This is a genomic window from Ruoffia sp. FAM 24228 (assembly GCF_045528575.1).
GTDB lineage: Bacteria > Bacillota > Bacilli > Lactobacillales > Aerococcaceae > Ruoffia > Ruoffia halotolerans.
Genome location: NZ_JBGQQZ010000050.1, coordinates 1 through 17,991 on the forward strand (window position 1 = coordinate 1; position 17,991 = coordinate 17,991).

15 protein-coding genes, 2 pseudogenes and 1 other annotated feature are annotated in these 17,991 nt (G+C 37.5%); of the genes and pseudogenes, 15 read left to right on the forward strand and 2 right to left on the reverse strand.

Translation table 11 applies throughout. The annotated features are described in order from the left end of the window. Positions 1 to 161: 161 nt before the first annotated feature. From ACEN33_RS08955 to ACEN33_RS08965, 3 genes and pseudogenes are all read left to right on the forward strand, one after another. Positions 162 to 2,252 (forward strand): annotated as a pseudogene (locus ACEN33_RS08955) (PTS transporter subunit IIBC); the annotation flags it as partial. Positions 2,253 to 2,359: 107 nt separating this feature from the next. After that, entirely contained in the window at positions 2,360 to 3,199 is an 840-nt protein-coding gene (locus tag ACEN33_RS08960; protein WP_407090856.1) for an endonuclease/exonuclease/phosphatase family protein, read from the forward strand. A 91-nt stretch (positions 3,200 to 3,290) separates the two neighbouring features. After that, positions 3,291 to 3,416: pseudogene (locus ACEN33_RS08965) on the forward strand (IS3 family transposase); the annotation flags it as partial. A 70-nt stretch (positions 3,417 to 3,486) separates the two neighbouring features. On the opposite strand, the gene ACEN33_RS08970 reads toward ACEN33_RS08965, so the two are convergent. Both ACEN33_RS08970 and ACEN33_RS08975 read right to left on the reverse strand, forming a co-directional pair. Further along, complete coding sequence (locus tag ACEN33_RS08970) at positions 3,487 to 3,912, reverse strand: PPC domain-containing DNA-binding protein (protein WP_407090857.1); 426 nt, start codon at positions 3,910 to 3,912, stop codon at positions 3,487 to 3,489. A gap of 73 nt (positions 3,913 to 3,985) precedes the next feature. Continuing rightward, positions 3,986 to 4,465, reverse strand: a complete 480-nt coding sequence (locus tag ACEN33_RS08975; RefSeq protein ID WP_235888769.1) for a nucleoside deaminase — start codon at positions 4,463 to 4,465, stop codon at positions 3,986 to 3,988. A gap of 136 nt (positions 4,466 to 4,601) precedes the next feature. On the opposite strand from ACEN33_RS08975, the gene ACEN33_RS08980 reads away from it, so the two are divergent. The 12 genes from ACEN33_RS08980 to ACEN33_RS09035 all read left to right on the forward strand — a co-directional run bounded on the left by ACEN33_RS08980 (position 4,602) and on the right by ACEN33_RS09035 (position 17,848). Then, positions 4,602 to 6,086 (forward strand): alpha-amylase, encoded by a 1,485-nt coding sequence (locus ACEN33_RS08980; protein WP_407094900.1) that lies wholly within the window; start codon positions 4,602 to 4,604, stop codon positions 6,084 to 6,086. A gap of 296 nt (positions 6,087 to 6,382) precedes the next feature. Continuing rightward, positions 6,383 to 6,943: a dUTP diphosphatase gene (locus ACEN33_RS08985; protein ID WP_407090859.1), complete on the forward strand. Its 561-nt coding sequence runs from the start codon at positions 6,383 to 6,385 to the stop codon at positions 6,941 to 6,943. Between the two features lie 35 nt (positions 6,944 to 6,978). After that, positions 6,979 to 8,343 carry a DNA repair protein RadA gene (gene radA, locus ACEN33_RS08990; RefSeq protein WP_235888772.1) on the forward strand — a complete coding sequence of 455 codons (1,365 nt, stop codon included), beginning with the start codon at positions 6,979 to 6,981 and terminating at the stop codon, positions 8,341 to 8,343. A 52-nt stretch (positions 8,344 to 8,395) separates the two neighbouring features. Continuing rightward, positions 8,396 to 9,514, forward strand: a complete 1,119-nt coding sequence (locus ACEN33_RS08995; protein ID WP_138404238.1) for a PIN/TRAM domain-containing protein — start codon at positions 8,396 to 8,398, stop codon at positions 9,512 to 9,514. A 33-nt stretch (positions 9,515 to 9,547) separates the two neighbouring features. Then, positions 9,548 to 11,026, forward strand: coding sequence for a glutamate--tRNA ligase (gene gltX, locus ACEN33_RS09000; protein WP_138404237.1), 1,479 nt, complete (start codon positions 9,548 to 9,550; stop codon positions 11,024 to 11,026). A gap of 595 nt (positions 11,027 to 11,621) precedes the next feature. After that, positions 11,622 to 11,865, forward strand: a binding site (T-box leader). 80 nt (positions 11,866 to 11,945) lie between these two features. Next, the gene (locus ACEN33_RS09005) at positions 11,946 to 13,106 is read left to right on the forward strand and encodes a 5-methyltetrahydropteroyltriglutamate--homocysteine S-methyltransferase (protein ID WP_407090883.1); all 1,161 of its coding nucleotides are present in this window, start codon (positions 11,946 to 11,948) and stop codon (positions 13,104 to 13,106) included. A gap of 2 nt (positions 13,107 to 13,108) precedes the next feature. Next, the gene (locus ACEN33_RS09010) at positions 13,109 to 13,849 is read left to right on the forward strand and encodes a cyclase family protein (protein WP_407090884.1); all 741 of its coding nucleotides are present in this window, start codon (positions 13,109 to 13,111) and stop codon (positions 13,847 to 13,849) included. A 163-nt stretch (positions 13,850 to 14,012) separates the two neighbouring features. Beyond that, positions 14,013 to 15,434 carry a cysteine--tRNA ligase gene (gene cysS, locus ACEN33_RS09015; RefSeq protein WP_407094901.1) on the forward strand — a complete coding sequence of 474 codons (1,422 nt, stop codon included), beginning with the start codon at positions 14,013 to 14,015 and terminating at the stop codon, positions 15,432 to 15,434. 1 nt (position 15,435) lies between these two features. Continuing rightward, a complete protein-coding gene (locus ACEN33_RS09020; RefSeq protein ID WP_407090886.1) occupies positions 15,436 to 15,840 on the forward strand; it encodes a Mini-ribonuclease 3 in 405 nt (134 codons plus the stop codon). 1 nt (position 15,841) lies between these two features. Next, positions 15,842 to 16,648: a 23S rRNA (guanosine(2251)-2'-O)-methyltransferase RlmB gene (gene rlmB, locus ACEN33_RS09025; RefSeq protein ID WP_338486783.1), complete on the forward strand. Its 807-nt coding sequence runs from the start codon at positions 15,842 to 15,844 to the stop codon at positions 16,646 to 16,648. Between the two features lie 11 nt (positions 16,649 to 16,659). After that, positions 16,660 to 17,193, forward strand: coding sequence for an NYN domain-containing protein (locus ACEN33_RS09030; RefSeq protein WP_338486781.1), 534 nt, complete (start codon positions 16,660 to 16,662; stop codon positions 17,191 to 17,193). 61 nt (positions 17,194 to 17,254) lie between these two features. Further along, positions 17,255 to 17,848 carry a sigma-70 family RNA polymerase sigma factor gene (locus tag ACEN33_RS09035; RefSeq protein ID WP_138404230.1) on the forward strand — a complete coding sequence of 198 codons (594 nt, stop codon included), beginning with the start codon at positions 17,255 to 17,257 and terminating at the stop codon, positions 17,846 to 17,848. Positions 17,849 to 17,991: the final 143 nt, after the last annotated feature.

Here is a 17,991-nt window from a genome sequence, read left to right on the forward strand (position 1 = left end):
GTTCATCCGTGGTAAGATGGGTGTAGGTCATTTGTGGTCACTCCTTTGTATTCTTTGGTCGGAATTACAAGTTGAGTGTACCACAAATGGCTGTTTTAGTTGTCTAGCTTAATTTTACAATCGGCGAATATAAAAAATAAAAGAAGACAAGGAGAAGAAAGATGAAAAAAATATTTAATTTTGAATTTTGGCAAAAATTCGGGAAAGCCTTAATGGGCGTTATTGCTGTTATGCCAGCTGCAGGATTAATGATTAGTATTGGTGGATCACTTCCTCTAATTAATCCAGATATGCAAGCTTTGATTTCGATTGGTAGTGTGATTGAGAATATTGGTTGGGCAATTATTGGAAATTTACATATCTTATTTGCATTAGCAATCGGTGGAAGTTGGGCAAAAGATAGAGCTGGGGGTGCCTTTGCTGCCGGGATCAGTTTTATTCTAATTAACCGAATTACAGGAGCGATTTTTGGCGTAACCAGTGAAATGTTAGCTGACCCAAATGCAGTAACACAAACATTATTTGGAGCAGAAATACCAATTGATGGTTATTTTGTTAGTATTTTAGAGGCACCAGCTTTAAATATGGGGGTTTTCGTCGGTATTATTGCGGGATTTATGGGAGCGGTTGCTTACAATAAATATTATAATTTTAGAAAACTACCCGATGCCTTATCCTTCTTTAACGGAAAACGATTTGTACCATTTGTTGTTATCTTATGGTCTTTAATTGCTTCAATTGTATTAGCGATTGTTTGGCCATTTATTCAAAGTGGTATTAATAGTTTCGGTGTATGGATTGCTGGATCACAAGACTCAGCTCCAGTCTTAGCTCCATTCTTATTTGGTACATTAGAGCGTCTATTATTACCATTTGGTTTACACCACATGTTAACTATTCCAATTAACTACACACCTCTTGGAGGAACCTATGAAGTATTAAGTGGTGCACAGCAGGGTACTATGGTATTCGGTCAAGACCCGCTATGGTTAGCATGGGTAAGAGATTTAATTAACTTAGATGCTGCTGGTGATACAGCAACTTATCAAGCATTATTTAATAATGTAGTCCCTGCTCGTTTTAAAGTCGGACAAATGATTGGATCATCAGGTATCTTAATGGGTCTATCTTATGCCATGTATAAAAATGTCGATAAAGACAAACTAAAAACACATAAATCAATGTATGTATCAGCTGCTTTAGCTGTATTTTTAACAGGTGTTACAGAACCACTTGAGTTTATGTTTATGTTCGCAGCTATGCCTTTGTATATCGTTTATGCGGTAATCCAAGGAGCAGCATTTGCGATGGCTGATATCGTAAACTTACGTGTTCACTCGTTTGGTAACATTGAATTGCTTACACGTACGCCATTAGCGATTCGTGCGGGACTAGGTATGGATTTAATTAACTTTGTTTGGGTAACCCTTCTATTCGGAATATTGACTTACTTTATTGCAAACTTCTTAATTAAGAAATTCAATTATGCAACACCAGGACGTAATGGAAATTACGAAGGTGGAGAAGTAGCATCTGAAAATGGAGAGCCTGTAGATGCTACACAACAAGTGTATGATATTATTCACTTATTAGGTGGTAAAGAAAACATTACAGATGTAGATGCTTGTATGACTCGCTTACGTGTTTCTGTTAATGATATTGATTCTGTTGGAGACGAAAACGCTTGGAAAAAAGCAGGCGCAATGGGGCTTGTGAAGAAAAATAAAGGAGTTCAAGCAGTTTATGGACCGAAAGCAGATGTCTTAAAATCTGATATTATGGATGTATTGAGCTCTAATGCACCTATTCCAGAATCTAAACTTGATGAAACACCTGAAATGGATGAAAAGGAAGTAGTGGCTACAGATTCAAAAGGACTCGCAACAGCAATTTTCCCTGTAGCAAAAGGTGACGTGCTTCCGATTACTGAAGTAAATGATGAAGTATTTGCTCAGAAAATGATGGGTGACGGCTATGCAGTGAACCCTTCATCAAATACAGTCGTCTCTCCAGTAGATGGTACAATTCAAAATGTCTTCCCAACCAAACATGCAATTGGTATTGAAACAGCAAGTGGAATTGAAGTACTTATTCATTTAGGAATAGATACAGTTGAATTAGAAGGTGAAGGTTTTGAAATCTTTGTTGAAGAAGGTCAAGGAGTCATTGCAGGAGATAAAATAGCTGAAATGGACTTGGCTTCGATTAAAAAAGCAGAAAAAGATACCACTATCATGGTTGTTTTTACGAACTTGACAGAAAATCAAGACTTTGAGTTCATTCAAACGAATGATATCTCCGAAGATACAGAGATTGGTCGAGTGAATGATAGAAACATTGGTTAGAATGGAGAAATAAATTGAACGTTTTAACACTGAATACGCATTCATGGATGGAAGAGGATCCAGAATTAAAATTAAGACAAATCGTTGATTATATTGCCAAAGAAGATTTTCAAATTATCGCTCTTCAGGAAATTAATCAAACGATGGAAGCGAAAGAAATTGTGGACGATTTATTTATCCAAGCTTCTGGAGAAATGTATCCTGTTGCTATAAAGGAAGATAACTTTGCATATCTCATCGTTCAGTTGCTAAAAGAGCGTGGACTTCATTACTATTGGAGTTGGACAGCCAATCATATTGGCTATGATGTGTACGATGAAGGTGTGGCTATTTTATCCAAAACACCTTTCAGTCCAGAAAGTTTCTTACTATCTGAAATATCGGATTATGCGAATCACTACACCAGAAGAGTTCTAAAAGGTAATGTAAGCCTTGAAGGTAAAGAATGGGTAGTCTTTTCATGCCACTACTCTTGGTGGTTAGATCCATCAGGTGATCATTTATTCAAGTATGAATGGGATAATACGCTTCCTCATATTGAAAAAGAGAGTCAGAAGATTCATCTTTTTATGGGTGATTTTAATAACGAGGCGAGGCTTAGAGATGAAGGTTATGACTATATAAAAACGACGGCTCCTCAATTAAAAGATGCCTATGTTCAGGCAGAAGAAAAGATTGGATCTGCAACCGTTTTGAGTGCTATTGACGGATGGGAAGGCCATACGGATGAAAAAAGAATCGATTATATCTTTACGGATTACCCGGGAGAAGTTAAAAATTACCGAGTTGTTTTTGATGGCAAAAAAGAACCCGTCGTGAGCGATCACTTTGGAGTAGCAGTTGAATTTAATTAAGTGTAATGAAGAAACCCGCCAGCAAATTTCTGCTAGCGGGTTTTTGAGTATCTATTAACTTCAGTAATTATTAAATATCTAGCCAGGCACCTATACTGAGCTAAAACAACGAATGGAAGACTACATTTATTACTATAACCATGATCGCATTAAACAAAAATTGAGTGGCTTATCTCCGGTTGAATACCGAAAACAAGACACTCAATTGTCTGCTTAATATTTAATTGAATAAACTCCAACTTTTGGGGTTCACTACACGCTCAAAAGAAGCAGCCTTGCTATTTTGTTTATTTATCAAAGTTTAATACGTTTAGACCCGTTTCGTCATCAACGGAACGTTCAACGGTGCCGTTAATAATATGGATAAAGATTTCGCCTGCAGCGCCAATAACGGCTTCATCTAAATCTCCAGCAAAAGCATCGCCTTTACTATTACCCACAATTGCATGGAAATGCCCATAATATTCGCCATCCATTTGAGTGACGTTACCTAACAAGGAAGTTAACTCTAAAAACTCATTAAATTCATTAATCTTATAATCCGAAGTGTCAAAATTATAAATGCCAATCGAAGCACTATCTAAGCCTCCGATACCATTCACTGTTGCGAGCGTTACATTTTCTTTTTCACAAACCGCTTGAATGGATTCTTTTACCTTTTCTCCGCGGTCTAAACGTAAAACGATGGTTTGATCAAAGCGTTTGTAATTCATAACTATCACTCCTCTTATCAACACGATAACGGAATTAAGTTTCAAACTCAATGAAAAGGGTTTCGTGAATAGGTTATTGGGAATGAAGTTGAATATGCAATTGACGAACAGCTTCAGCTAAGTCTGGATCAGGGCCATCAACATTTGCGTCGCGGATGACTTCTTCAATCGGTAGGTTATAAACAGGCGATGGGTCCACATTAAGTTCTTCTAGCCAGGTTGCTAGTTGCTTCGAAGAACTTGCATAGACAATCCGGTCCAAACCAACCCAAGCATGGGCAGCTGAACACATTGGACAATGCTCACCCGAAGTATAGACAGTTGCTTTTGCTCTTTCTTCTGGTTTCATATTTTGCGCAGCCCAGCGCGCAATCGCAAATTCGGGATGTTGTGTATGGTCGCCGCCCGAGACATGATTATAATCTTCAAATAAAGTTTCCCCATCTTCAGAAATAAGGACCGAACCGAACGGTTCATCGCCTTTTTCTAAGGCTAATTGCGCTAATTCAACACAACGATTTAAATATTTTTTATCATTTTCTGTAATCATCATACATCACTGCTCCTTTAATTGATTATACCAAAGAAAGGTAAATTACTTTCAATAATGCCTATTAATGTTTGCTTTTGGAATATTATGGTAAAATAAATATAATTTCAATATCAACTTAAAAGAAGCGAGGTATACAATGAATAATTTAAACAGTGTATTAATGCAGTATTTCGAATGGTACTTGCCAGATGACGGAAAACATTGGCAACGTTTAAAAGATGACGCAAAACACTTAGCTTCAATTGGGATTACGTCGGTTTGGATGCCACCAGCCTTTAAAGCAACAGGGACAAATGATCCAGGTTATGGTGTCTATGATATTTTTGATTTAGGTGAATTTGACCAAAACGGAAGTGTTAGAACTAAATACGGAACAAAAGATGAATATTTAGATGCTATTAATGCGTTGAAAGAGAACGGCATTAAGCCAATTGCAGATATCGTCTTGAACCATAAGGCAAATGGAGATAAAAAAGAGACCTTTACTGTAATGAAAATGGATCCAGAAAATCGCCAACAACCGATTTCTGAACCTTATGAAATTGAAGGCTACACGCATTTTAATTTCCCAGGACGTAATAAAAAATACAATGATTTTGAATGGCATTGGTATCATTTCTCAGGGCTCGATTATGATGCGCGTAATGACGAGACAGGAATCTTCCAAATCCAAGGTGAGAATAAAGGTTGGGCCGACAATGAAAATGTTGATGGCGAAAAAGGGAATTTCGACTTTTTAATGTTTTCTGACATTGATTTTGATCACCCTGAAGTCATTCAAAATGTTAAAGATTGGGCGAGTTGGTTCATTGAAACCACTGGTATATCTGGGTTCAGATTGGATGCGATTAAGCATATCGACAGAAAAGTTGTGGCAGATTTAGTATCTATTTTAACGGATGCAATGGGGGCAGAAAACTTCTATGTATTTGGTGAGTATTGGGTAGCCGACTATGACTCAAAAGTAGGCTATTTAGAAGATATTGAATATGGCTTTGATTTAGTAGATGTTAAACTTCATATGAACTTCTTTGATGCAAGTAAACAAGGGGAGGCCTATGATTTAAGCCAAATCTTTGATGGAACGCTGATGAAAGAAAATCCGTGGTATGCAGTAACCTTTGTTGAGAATCATGATACGCAACATGGGCAGTCATTAGAAAGCTTTGTAGAAGATTGGTTTAAACCGCTTGCTTATGGTATTATACTCCTAAGTGAATCTGGCTTACCTACGGTCTTCTATGGAGATTATTACGGTGTCGAAGGTGAGTTTGGTCAAACAAGTTTTCAAGAAATCATTGATAAGTTATTATTTATTCGCCGAACGTTTGCGTACGGTGATCAATATGATTACTTTGATGATGCGTATGTTGTCGGCTGGACTCGTCAAGGGAATGAAACTTTCCCAGATGGTTTAGCTACAGTTATTAGTAATAATAGCGGTGGAGAGAAACGTATGCAAGTGTCGACTGCCAAGCCAGGTGAAGTGTTTGTGGATTACTTAGGCCATCATGATGGTGAAGTAACCATTGAAGAAGACGGCTGGGGAACGTTCCCAGTAAATGGTGGCTCCATTTCAGTTTGGGCACCGCGAGATATTGAAGAACATTTAAATAAATAAAATTTACCAATTTAAAAGACAATATAAAAACCAAAACCCTGTATGTTTGTTAGACAGATTAGCGTATAATTTGTACCAGCTACATCTAACATACAAGCGGGTTTTTGGTTTTTATTTGAATGAGTAAACTTCACTCTAATCCAGATATAATGAAGTTCATAAATGGTTTAACATATTATAATACTTTATAGAGAGACATTCATAAATTAATCATAGAAAAAGAAATGCTTAGTCTCCATTTAAGGGCTGAAATTTGTTAGAATAGAATATAAGAAACTGATAGAAAGAGGATGACCATGACAGAAGAAAAATTACGTGGCTTTGAAGTAGTCAAAGCGTATTATGATAAAGATATTCAAATCCCACAACGCTCAACCACGCATGCGGCAGGATATGATATCGAATCAGCCGAGACAATTGTGATTCCAAGTATGGTGAAGCAATTACTCGGTTATTTTGCTGACGAATTCAGAAAAATCTTTAACATTGCACCAACGAAGCCAACTGAGACTGAGGAAAATTCAACTCTTTTGAAATCAACACTAGTGCCGACAGGACTTAAATCGTATATGCAAGAGGATGAGTACTTACAAATTGTGAACCGTTCAAGCAATCCTCTTAAACGCTTTTTAAGCTTGCCGAATAGTATCGGAATCATTGATCAAGACTATTATAATAATGAGAAGAACGAAGGACATATTTATGTTCAACTCATTAACTATGGTTTATTAGATTTCACGATTAAAAAAGGTGATCGTATTGCTCAAGGAATCTTTACGAAGTTTTTAAAAACAGATGGCGATGAAGGTGGCTTAACTCAACGTACAGGTGGGTTTGGTTCTTCAGACACTGAATAAATAAAAGGAGGATCATCGTGGCTAAAAAGAAATTAATGTATGAATGTTTAGCTTGTGGTTATGAATCTCCTAAATGGCTAGGTAAGTGTCCAAGTTGTGGTGCATGGAATCAGATGGAAGAAAAACCAGCTGATATTGTTGCTGCAGAGGGTAAAGACCAAATAAATGTCCAAACATCGAAGCAACGCCAAGAAGGTAGCGCTTTAAAATTAGACGAAATTGAATATACTCAAGAAGATCGAATGAGTACTGACTTTCAAGAGTTTGACCGAGTCCTCGGTGGCGGGGTTGTTGAGGGTTCACTCGTATTAATTGGTGGAGATCCAGGAATTGGTAAATCAACACTTCTTTTACAAGTTGCGATGCAACTCGCTCAAAAGCAAAAGATTTTGTATGTTACAGGTGAGGAAAGTTTTTCTCAAATTAAGATACGTGCAGAACGTTTAGAATTAAATAACGATAATTTCTACTTGTTAGCTGATACGAATTTAGCTTTAATTGCCCGTGAAATCCAACGTTTAGAACCAGACATGGTCGTGATTGACTCTATTCAGACAATGTCGATACCTGATCATACAGGAGTTGCTGGCTCTGTGTCACAAGTCCGTGAAGCGACCGCAATTCTAATGCGTATTGCTAAGTCAAACCGAATCGCAATTTTTATTGTCGGTCATGTAACTAAAGAAGGCAATATTGCTGGACCTCGTATGTTAGAACATATGGTAGATACGGTCTTATACTTTGAAGGTGAGAAGCATAACCGCTTTAGAGTCCTTAGAGCAGTAAAAAACCGTTTCGGATCAACAAATGAACTCGGTGTGTTTGAAATGTTAGACGTTGGATTGAAAGAAGTCGGTAATCCGTCACAACTCTTCTTGGAAGAACGAATTCCTGGAGCAACAGGATCAACGGTAGTTGCGGCCTTAGAGGGGACGCGGACCATCTTAGCTGAAGTTCAATCGCTCATGACACCGACTGTCTATGGGACTGCTAAGCGAACAGCGAGTGGGATTGATTATCAACGTATATCACTGTTACTTGCAGTGATGGAGAAGCATTGTAGTCTCTTAGTTCAAAACCAAGACGCCTTCTTTAAGATTACAGGTGGTATAAAATTAGACGAGCCCGCGATTGATTTAGCGATTGCGATGAGTATCGCTTCAAGCTATTGGAATAAGCCCACACAAGTGGATGATTGTTATATTGGTGAGATTGGCTTGACTGGAGAAATCCGCCGCGTGAGTCAAATCGAAGAACGTCTAAAAGAGACGGCTAAATTAGGTTTTAAACGGGTCTTTATTCCAAAGAATAATTACCAAGATTTAAAAGATGTTTTTGACATTGAAATTGTTCCTGTCAAAACCATTCAAGAAGCTGTAAGAAAAGTATTTCCACGCTAGCTACGTGAAAGTAAGATTATTAAGAGTCAAAATATGTTTAGGAGGTGACATAATGTATAAGAGAATTATTATATTTTTATCCATTATTATTGGATTAAGTTTTGGGGTATCTGTTGGTCCGCATTTGTGGGCAAATTTAAATATTCGTTTAAGTTACTTAAGTAATCCTTATATTAATGCTATTATTTTTGGCCTATTATTCATTCTATTGGGTACATTGACAGCCCCATTAATAGAGAAATCAGTGAAACGACTTATGGAAAAAATTAATCAATTATCAATTTCAAATCTAGTCTTAGGATTAATTGGGATTTTAATCGGTTTAATCTTAGGGTATTTAATTGCTTTGCCTTTTGCATCATTAAATATTCCTTTTGTTTCAGAAGTTTTACCTGTCGTATTATCAGTGACACTTGCCTTAGTAGGTTATAATACAGCAACTAGTCGTAAAGAAGAGTGGCAGAATTTCATTGGACAGTTTAGCAAGCCAGTAGGCGAAAAAGAGGAAAGTTCAGACAATCAAGTGTTAGAACGTAAGGCAGATGAGACGTTTAGAAAGTATAAATTACTCGATACGAGTGTTATTATTGATGGGCGGATTGCGGATATCGTTCACACAAACTTCTTAGAAGGTGTGTTAGTGATACCAAACTTTGTTCTTCAAGAGTTACAATATATTGCCGACTCTGCTGATTCATTAAAACGTGCCAAAGGACGTCGCGGACTTGACATATTGAATGAATTGCAGAAAAATGAAGTAGTACCGATTGAATTTTATGAGGGTGACTTCGAAGATATTGATGAAGTCGATAGTAAACTTGTTCGCTTAGCTAAATTAATTGATGCAGCGATTGTGACGAATGATTTCAACTTAAATAAAGTGGCTGAATTCCAAGCAATTCCAATATTTAATATCAATGAATTAGCGAATGCAGTTAAACCTGTATTAATCCCTGGCGAGGAACTGGAAGTATTAGTGATTAAAGCGGGTACTGAACGTAAACAAGGGGTAGCCTACTTAGAAGATGGTACAATGATTGTTGTCGAAGAAGGACAGCACTTTATGAATGAACGTATTTCTGTTGTAGTCACAAGTACCATTCAAACAGCAGCAGGGCGTATGATTTTTGCAAAACCTACACATTCAAGTGGTAGAATTGAAAGTAAATAAAATTAAATTAAAGATAAAAGGAGTTTGAATCGAATGAGTTCTAAAATTCGTGTAAGATATGCACCAAGTCCAACAGGAGAATTACATATTGGGAATGCGCGTACAGCGTTATTCAATTATTTATTTGCTCGCCATAACGGGGGAGACTTTATAATTAGAACGGAAGATACAGATACTCGCCGTAACTTAGATTATGGTGAAGCAAGCCAGTTAGATAACTTAAGCTGGTTAGGTATTGATTGGGATGAATCCCCATTAAACCCGGGTGAATATGGTCCATACCGTCAATCTGAACGACTAAGCATTTACCAACCATTAATCGATCAATTAATCGAAGAAGATAAAGCATATAAATGTTATATGACTGAAGAAGAGTTAGAAGCTGAGCGTGAAGCACAACGTGCACGCGGAGAAATGCCACACTATGGCGGACAACACTCTAATTTAACTCAAGAGGAGCGCGACGCATATGAAGCGCAAGGACGTGTTCCAGCGATTCGCTTCCGTGTTCCTGCAGACGAAGTCTATGAATTTGAAGATATGGTTAAAGGGAAAGTAAGCTTTGAATCAAAAAATATCTCAGGTGACTGGGTTATTCAAAAGAAAGATGGTATGCCTACTTATAACTTTGCTGTTGCTGTGGATGACCACTTTATGGAAATTTCTCACGTTTTACGTGGTGACGACCATATTGCAAATACTCCAAAACAAATGATGATTTATGATGCGTTTGGTTGGGAATATCCAAAGTTCGGTCACATGACATTAATTGTTAACAGTGAAACGAACAAAAAATTAAGTAAACGTGACGGTGGAATTTTACAATTCATCGAACAGTACCGTCGTTTAGGTTACTTACCAGAAGCAATGTTTAACTTTATTACGTTATTAGGTTGGTCACCAAAAGGTGAAGATGAAATCTTCTCTAAAGAAGAATTTATCAAAATCTTTGATGTTGATCGTTTATCAACCTCTCCAGCCGCGTTTGACGCGAAGAAATTAGATTGGATTAACAATACTTACGTTAAAGCTGCAAGCTTAGATGAGATTGTTGATTTATCATTACCTCATTTACAAGAGGCTGGTTTGATTGACGGTGAACCTGATAAGAAAGAAATTGAATGGGCGCGTAAATTAGTAAGCTTATATCACGACGAAATGTCATACGGTGCACAAATCGTTGATTTATCAAGTTTATTCTTCAATGATGATTTACATATTGATGAAGCTTCAAAAGAAGAGCTAAGCCAAGAGACAGCTTCTGTTGTTATCGACGCAATGGCTGAGAAATTAGAAGCTTTACCAGAAGCTGAATTTATTTCAGAAAACATTAAACCGTTAATGAAAGAGATTCAAAAAGAAACTGGCGTTAAAGGTCGCAAGTTATTCATGCCTATTCGTATCGCTGTCAGCGGACAAATGCATGGTCCAGACTTACCAAGCGTGATTGAAGTTTTAGGTAAAGAAAAAGCGTTAGATCACATTAAACAAGTGAAAACTCAAATGAATTAAACATATTTTTAATACAAGGATCCGACGCTGTCGGGTCCTTTTTGTTTTGGAGTTATTTCATATATTCCAGTGAGAAGGGTTCGGTGACCGTAGTGGAACGTCTTCAGCTAATCCCATCGACTTTCGTTAAGGGATATATCTTCCACCTCGCTGTACTACTGAATCCTTACGTGGCTCTGCTCCTACGGTTTCTAGTGCGTCCAGTCGTCTTGTTACTACGGTATCTCACACTCTTTTCACTTTCATAAACTCACTCTGTGATAATAATTTTAAATAATATATTTCTCTAGATTACTATTCAGCACGTTGAAGCGACATCAGAGAATTCATGTGCCATGCAAAGGACGAACTACCGCATTAGATTCTGTACGAACGAATTGAGTTACAGAATCAATAGGTAGTCGAATCGTAAGCTCTTTTATAAAAAGTTTTCAAAAAATCTGTAGAGGTTCTCATGGCATCAATGAATTCACTGATGAAGTGAAAAGATGTGTTTTACAAAACTTTTATAAAAAATATGAGATAACGGAAAGATTTCACTTGACTTCTTCTTATTTAAGAGTTAAATTATAATCAAATATTAATCAATATTTAAAGAAACACATCGAAGAGAAGAGTACTTACTGAAGACATGTAAAGAGAGCCCGGTTGGTGAGAAAGGGTCTAGTTAAAGGTAAGGAAGATGAGCTCTAAGTGGCTAGCATGGTTAACGCTATCTAGACGGGTGCAACCGTTATATTGCCGAATCTCAGATAGAGTTAGTTTATCTGGCATTGTTGAGGCAATCGTTGTAAAACGATTGTAAATTAGGGTGGTAACACGGATAATCCGTCCCTTTGTTTTTATAACAAAGGGACGGATTTTTTTATTACCATAAATTCTTTGATTAAATTATTTTAAAATATTAGGAGGAACACACTTGACTACTTTTACAAAACGCACACGTTCACCATTTCGCTATGATGTTGTAGGAAGTTACTTAAGACCAGAGGAGTTAAAAGCAGCTAGAGCAAAGTTTGCTGAAGGAAAAATTACACAAGCAGAGTTAAAAGACGTTGAAGATAAATTCATTATTGAATTAATTAAAAAACAAGAAGAAGTTGGACTTAAAGCAGTGACAGATGGTGAGTTTCGCCGTAGTTGGTGGCATCTTGATTTCTTCTGGGGCTTAAACGGGGTTGAAAAAGTTAACGACGGTGGTTATCAATTCCACGGTGAGTATACTCGTGCCGAAACAGCTCGATTATCAGGACCAGTTTCAGGTGAAAATCATCCGTTTGTTGAGGATTTTAAGTTTGTTCGTGATCATGTGTCCGAAGGTATTGAAGCAAAACAAACTTTCCCAGCACCAGCTCAATTACTTGCTGAATTATATCGCCCAGAAAACATTGAAGCCACTCAAGCAGTATATTCTAGTGAAGAAGCATTAGTTAACGATGTAGCAAAAGCTTACCAACAAGTTATTCGTGATTTATATGACGCTGGAGCTCGTACAATCCAATTAGATGACTGTACATGGGGGATGATTGTGTCAGAGAACCCTGAAGGCGTATCTACTAAATTACAGTTAAACTCAGATAATATAGAAGAAAGAGCAAAAGCAGAAACTCGTCAAAAATTAAAAGAACTTTATATTACTGCCAATAATAAAGCTTTAGAAGGTGCACCGGAAGATTTAGTTATTAATACCCATGTATGTCGAGGAAATTATCATTCAAAATGGGCAACAGAAGGCGGTTATAATGAAGTTGCACAACCCTTATTTGACCGAGGGAATTACGACGCATACTTCTTAGAATACGATACGGATCGTGCGGGCGGATTTGAACCATTAGAATATGTATCTGATGATAAATACGTTGTTCTAGGTTTAGTAACATCAAAAGATGGTGAGTTAGAAGATCGGGAAACATTAATTAAACGCATTCATGAAGCGGCGGAATTTGTTCCGTTAGAACGCTTATGTCTAAGTCCACAATGTGGCTTTGCTTCAACTGAAGAAGGCAATATCTTAACAGAAGAACAACAATGGGATAAGATCCGTTTAGTTCAATCAGTTGCTGAAGAAGTGTGGGGATAGATATGACTCAAACTGATTTCGCTCAACTATTATTAAGTGCTAAGCGAGTTGATTTAAGTCATCCAGTTTCTGATAAGATTCCAAAGTTTTCAGCTTTAGAAATTTTAACAGAGAAAGTCATCTTTAACATTGATTTAGATGGATTTTATGCTAAAGAATTTACACTGCCGAGCCAATACGGTACCCATATTGATGCACCGATTCATTTCGCAACGGGTAAACGTACTTTAGACGAGTTAACTTTAGATGAGTTAATTCTTCCGTTGTATGTACTGCATTTTGAAGAGAAAGTGGAAGTAAATTCTGATTTCACAGTCAGTGTGGCAGATATTCAAGCGTATGAAGAAGAGAATGGAGAGATTCCAGCTGGAAGTTTCGTTGCTTTTTCAAGCGGATGGTCTAGACGTTGGGAAGATCACGATGCCTTTTATAATAAAGATGAGTCAGGTGTGAGTCACACGCCAGGTTGGTCAGTCGAGGCATTAGAATATTTACATAAGGAGCGTCAAGTGAATGCCATTGGACATGAGACATTAGATACGGATAGTGGTGTCGATTACACTCGCACGGGGTCCCTTGCTGCTGAGTATTACTGGTTAGCTTTAGATAAATATCAAGTCGAAGTGATGAAGAATCTAGAGCAATTACCCACTCAAGGAGCTGTAATTATTGTCGCACCAGTGAATATTGTTGGGTCACCAGGGTTTAGTGTTCGTGCTTTTGCTTTAGTTCCAAATGAATAGGTATAACTAATAATCATTAAACCATCACTTAGCGCAGGCGTTTAGGTGGTGGTTTTTCTTTATATTGGAATAATGAATAGAAGAATCTTACCTATTCTCTCCATAGGTAAACGGCGGTAATTATGATAAGATATGAATACATTAAATAAAGGAGTCAATAACAATGAGTATCCAATTATATAATACATTAACTAGACAAAAAGAATTTTTTACACCACAAAAAGAGAATGAAGTGACTTTTTATGTTTGTGGACCCACTGTATATAATTATATTCATATTGGGAACGCTAGAAGTAGTGTGGCATTCGATACCATTCGTCGCTATTTAGAGTACCGTGGATTTACTGTTAACTATGTATCAAATTTTACCGACGTTGATGATAAGATTATTAAAGCAGCTAAAGAAGAAGGATTAACGCCTAAAGAGGTGGCAGCTAAATATATTGAAGCATTTATGGAAGATACAGGTGCTTTGAATATTAAACCTGCGAATAAATATCCACGCGTCATGGATCATATTGAAGATATTGTGGCATTTAATGAGCGTTTAATTGAAAAAGGTCACGCGTATGAAGCAGATGGGGATGTGTATTTTAGAACAGACTCCTTTGAAAAATACGGTGAACTGTCTCATATGTCTTTAGATGAATTGCGTGTTGGGGCAAGTGAGCGTACAAATGATGAAGAACTTGCACGTAAAGAGAATCCAATTGATTTTGCTTTATGGAAAAAGGCTAAAGACGGTGAGATTAGTTGGGCATCTCCATGGGGAGAAGGACGTCCGGGTTGGCATATTGAATGTTCAGTGATGGCAACGAAACATTTAGGCCATACATTAGACATTCATGCAGGCGGGCAAGACTTAGAGTTCCCTCATCATGAGAACGAAATTGCGCAATCAGAAAGTCATTATGACCAGACTTTTGCAAATTACTGGTTACATAATGGGTTCGTGACGTTTGGACAAGATGAAGAGAAGATGAGTAAATCTTTAGGGAACTTTGTTCTATTGAGAGATTTAATTGAGGCGGTTGATCCAATGGTTGTCCGCTATCTTCTAGGAACAGTTCACTACCGTCGTCCGTTGAAATATGATGATGCGGCTTTAGAGGATGCGCGAAATAATATTGCTCGTTTAAGAGAAGTATTACGCCGTACAAATTACCGTATTGACCAAACGGAAGAGACAACCGAAGTGCAAGATTCTGGCTGGTTAGACCGGGTAAATGAGATCGAAACATCGTTTAAAGTCGCCATGGATGACGATTTCAATGCAGCAAATGGTATGACAGCAGTGTTTGAACTGGTTAAAGTGATGAATCACTATCTTGAAGAAGAAACAGTTGAAAAAGCTGTTTTAATTGAAATGAAACAAAAATTAAATGAATTATTAAGTATTTTCGGCTTAGTCCTTGAGAAAGAAGACTTAGTTGACGAGACAATCCAAGCTTTAATCGATGAACGTAACCAAGCACGCGCTGATCGTAATTTCCAACGTGCCGATGAAATTCGCGATGAGTTAAAAGCCCAAGGAATACTACTAGACGATACGCCACACGGAACACAATGGAAACGAGAGAATTAATATGAATGAAAAAGCAAACTTACTCAACGGTGCAGCCTTAGCCTATATTGGAGACGCTGTTTACGAAGTCTTTGTCCGTGATTATGTCTTAAGTAAAGGCGAAACAAGCCCCAATAAATTACATAAAGCAGCTGTAAAATACGTTGAAGCACGCGGACAAGCAAGTGTGATGCACCATTGGCTATCTTTTGATGACTACTTAACTCAAGAAGAGATTACGATGTACAAACGCGGTCGAAATAATAAAGCCAATACAAAAGCTAAAAATGCATCGATCGGAGATTACCGCCAAGCGACTGGCTTTGAGTCACTCGTTGGTTGGTTACATATGAGCCGCAAATTTGATCGCCTGCAAGAACTTCTACAGGCAGCCGTTGATTATATCGATGAGAACCAGGAGGGATAATATGTCTGCGAAGCCAAATAGAAAAAATAACGACCCCAAAAAATCAAAGAATAACGAAGAAATATCGCAGGATTCCGAATTTCAGTACGGAAAACACGTTATAATCAATTTATTGGAGTCAAAATCACAAATAAATAAACTATTTCTACAAAAGGGGATTTCAGGTCCAGCAATTACTGATATATTGAATCTAGTGAAGCAACAAGGCATTGTATTCCAAGAGGTTCCAAAATCGAAACTCGATGATATGACAGATAATGCAAATCACCAAGGTGTTGTTGCTACTGTACCACCATTTGAATATTCTACATTGAATGATGCGTTTGACTTAGCTGATTCCCAAGGAGTCCCGCCTTTCTTTCTCATTTTAGATGGGATAGAAGACCCGCATAACTTAGGGTCAATTATTAGAACGGCTGATGCCGTTGGTGTTCATGGAATTATTATTCCAAAACGCCGCGCCGTAGGACTAACTGGGGTCGTTGCAAAAACATCAACCGGAGCGATTGAACATGTCCCGGTGATTCGCGTAACGAACCTTTCTCAAACAATCACTGAGTTAAAAGAACGCGGTGTTTGGATCTTTGCGACAGCTATGGAAGGCGAAGATATGCGAACTTGGAACAGTGAAGGCGCGATTGCACTCGTTATTGGTAATGAAGGGCAAGGTGTATCACAAAATATTCTAAAAAATGCCGATGGTACAGTAACTATCCCGATGATTGGACATGTGCAAAGTTTAAACGCAAGTGTAGCTACTGCAATCCTTGCTTATGAAGTTGCCAGACATCGTATTCCAAAGATGTAAGGAGCGATAAAATGCGCAGAAAAGAAGTTCTCTTCGTGGACGGATATAACATGATTGGTGCTTGGCCTGAATTAGAGCAGTTAAAGAAACGTGACGAAATTCAAGGAGCCAGAGATTTGCTATTATTTGAACTTTCAAACTATCGAAAGTATCGAGATATTGAGGTCATTGTGGTGTTTGATGCACAATTTGTCCCAGGAATTACCTCAACTTTTGAGGAGTTTAATGTCACTGTTGTCTTCACACAAGAAGGGGAAACAGCAGATAGTTATATTGAACGGACAGTCAAACAGCATATAAATGCCCTGACTCGAGTCGTGGTCGCAACGAGCGATGCAGCCGAGCAGTGGATGGTCTTTCAACAAGGTGCTCTGAGACAATCAGCTAATGAGTTACTAATGGAAGTAAATTACGCCAAGTCACAAATTAGAAGCGATGTGAGTACTTTTTATGACTCTCGCATTCGAAGGCGAAGTCCTTGGGATGTCACTCATTTAGAGAAATTGGACCGCTTACGAGAAGAGATTGAAGGGCAAAGCGACTAATACCACTAAGACATAACTTAATCTGTTTCATCCTATTTTAAAACAGGAAGGATACAGAGCGATGAAGACAATGACCATTGAAGCGTTGGTTATAGGATTAAAGAAAGAATTTAATACAGATGTTTTTGAACATATAGTGAATAGATATGTACCTTTATATAAAAGTTGTTTTAATCAGATCAAAGTTCCTAATTATGATTTAGAAGATTATTACCAAGAAGCACAAATTATTATGTTAGAAGCCATCGATATGTATGATCCAGAAAAACAACACCGATTTTCAGGCTTCTTTAAATTATTATATAAGAACCGAATCATTAATCTTTGTCGTGCTGACCAGGCGTATAAGCGTGGTGGAGGTATTAGAGAGTTGTCACTTGAATATCAAAGTAATAAAAATCAAAGTGAAATCAATCTGTTAGATCAGATTGAAAATCATTATCATATATCAGCTCAAGATATGATTGAATTGAAAGAAGTCCATAACTTATTTATTGATTCATTGTCATCTCTAGAACGTAAAGTATTCTTCAATTATCAAAAAGGTGACAGTGTTAGAGAAATAGCGAAACAATTGGTCATTAGCGAAACCCAAGTGCAAAGTGCCTATGATCGATGTAGGAAGAAGTTAAAGGACTCATTCTCTCTTGAATAACTTTTGAAATTAAAAATTGGTGTGTTGTAAGATGAAACGCAACACTAAAAAAAGACATGAAGATTCGTTATACTTAAGTCACCACAACATAGTATAAGGAGAGAATCTTCATGTCACACACTCATTTTAACACAAAGAAATCT